Annotated in this window: 2 protein-coding genes; both read left to right on the top strand. The window is 59.5% G+C overall.

Annotated elements, in window-relative coordinates:
• The coding region (locus P8X48_13240) for a GAF domain-containing sensor histidine kinase (protein ID MEJ2108267.1) at positions 1–2197 on the top strand (2197 nt) is incomplete at its 5' end.
• Positions 2198–2324: 127 nt separating this feature from the next.
• Positions 2325–2568 (top strand): NUDIX hydrolase N-terminal domain-containing protein (locus P8X48_13235; GenBank protein MEJ2108266.1); only part of this gene is annotated, 244 nt, incomplete at its 3' end.

Here is a 2568-nt window from a genome sequence, read left to right as displayed (position 1 = left end):
TTTGCAGTTTATTATGCGCTCTGTGCTGGCGCTGATCCATCTGGTGCCATTGCTTTTCCTCGTGCTGCGGCGGCGTGAAAAGCGGTACAGCTACGTTCCCCTGGTCTTGTATTGCGTGCTGTCTGCGCTGTGGGGTGTAGGGGTCACTGTGGCGACGACTAGGACGGACTGGGTGCCTGCACAGATTGTCGAGATCGCGGGCTATGTTAACAAAGATCTGCCGTTATTGTTGGCCGCACTGTTGGTGCCCATCGCCTTTCAGAACGTCGACCAGCGAGGGCACTGGGCGTGGTGGACGGCGGGCGCGGCGGGTTCCATGGCGGCCTTGGCGCTGCATATTTTCGTGATTCGAGACCCGACGGACGCCCGACTCGTGGCGGCCGGGGCCCTTATCGGCTGGTTGATCTTTGCCTGCGTAGCGATCGTTCTATCAGCCTGGTGGGCATTGAGAGCCCCGTTGGCCTTTTACCGCAATCGAGCCGACTATCTGCTGATACTGCTGGTGCCGTTGTTGGCCGGTCAAGTTCTCGCGTGGGCGCAGTGGCAGTGGGTCGAGATCGGTCTGGCGTCGCACCTGCTGGGGACTCTTGGCATCGTCCTTACTATCACGACGCGCGATCTGCCTAGCATCAAACAGGTTCTGCGGCGTATTCTCGGCAACACCGTCGTCACCGTGACGACGGCGTTGCTGCTGCTGGTCGGCTTGGTGGCCGGGCAGTTTGTCTCTAGGGTCGGGGGTAACCTGACCCTGGTTATCGCTGCCAGTGTCGGATTGGCCGTTATCCTGGCGCTGGTCTATCAGCCTTTCCACCGCTTTGTCATGTGGATCGTCAATCGCATCTTGTGGAGGGGTGGGTACGATCCATCGGATATTCTGCGCGAGTACGGACGCTCGATCAGCAATCTGCTTACGCTGGAGCAGCTGGCGACTGTGGCCGTGGGAACGCTCAGCGACGTCTTGGGGGTGCAGCGCGGCGCACTGGTTATGATCGCCAGGGGTTCGGATCGCGTGACGTTGCGCGTGACGGCAGGTATGGGGCACATTGAGGCAGAGGAGATCACACTGGCGCTCGATAGCCCCATTCTGCTCCGCCTGATGATGTCGGGCGAGCCTTTTTTTCAGTACGATCTTGACCATCATCCCGATCTGCAGGCGGCGTCGCCACAGGAGAAGGAGGCGCTGCGCGCGTTGGGCATGGAGATCTATTTGCCGATCCTGGCGCGTGAGCGCGTGTTGGGATTGTTGGTTCTAGGACCGCAGCGATCGGGAGAGCCATACGCGGAGCGTGAGGTGACTTTCCTGAACACGTTGGCTCAACAGACCGGTGTTGCGTTGCAGAACGCATATCTCTACAGTCGGATGAAGGGCCTCTACGACAAGATCTCCCGCCTGAACGAGGATCTGCGCACGGCGTACACTAAGCTGATGAAGATGGATCAGGCCAAGACCGATTTCCTCTCTATCGCCTCGCACGAGCTGCGCACGCCGCTCACGGTGATCCAAGGATACACGGACATCTTGGAGGAATTGGCCTCCACGCAAGAGCTGCCTTCCAGCCAGGTTGTGGAGATTGCCAAGAATCTCAAGACGCCCATCGAGCGGTTGGGGACCATCGTCACGGCGATGCTGGATGCTTCGACGATCGAGGTGCATGCTCTCGACCTTCAGTACACGGCTACGACGCTGCAGGCAGTGATCTCTATGGCCGTCGGGCCGTGGCGCGGCGCGTTGAAAGAGCGGAATTTCGAACTGGTGATCGAGGGGGTCGATGACATTCCTCCTATCGAGGTTGACCTGCAGCGACTGAGCCAGGCTTTTACCAACATCGTCTCCAACGCGATCAAGTATACCCCCGATAACGGCCGTATCTCTATCACTGCTGCGGTGCTTGACGCCGAACACTTTGCGGTCACCTTCACCGACACGGGTGTGGGCATCGACTCAGGAGACCAGGAGCTGATTTTTGAAAAGTTCTATCGCGTGGGCAGCCTCCTGCTTCACTCGACCGGCGATACAAAGTTCAAGGGGGCCGGGCCGGGCCTGGGCCTGCACATCGCCCGGGGAGTGATCGAGGCGCACGGTGGACAGGTGTGGGTGGAGAGCGAGGGCTTTGACGAGGAAAAGTGCCCGGGCAGCTCGTTTCACGTGGTGCTGCCATTGAAGCAAGCGACTCCCGAAGAAACTGAGCAGCAGTGAGAAGCAGCTTTCTGAAGCGTTACCAGGGGCCATCCAACTGAAGGGTGGCCCTATATTTCTGGATAGGCTCTGTCCGTTCGTAGACTTTGGCCCGCAAAGCCAGACACTGCAAAACAGGAGGAAAACGGTGGCAGAAACAGGGGTACCCTGTTGGTTAGCATGGGCCCGCGAGATCCAGTCGCTGAGCCAAACGGGGCTGCATTACAGTGAGACCGAGTATCACGTGCAGCGCTACCGGCGCTTGATGGAGATCGCCGCCGAGATCGTGGAAAGCCAGACGATTTTGCCCAAGCAGTCTGTGGTGGAGAACTTTGCGGTGCAGCCGGGCTATGCGACCCCCAAGGTCGACGTGCGCGGCGCGGTGGTTCGCG

The sequence above is a fragment of the Acidiferrobacteraceae bacterium genome (assembly GCA_037388825.1).
Lineage (GTDB): Bacteria > Pseudomonadota > Gammaproteobacteria > Acidiferrobacterales > JAJDNE01 > JARRJV01.
This window is presented reverse-complemented; position numbering and strand designations above follow the sequence as displayed.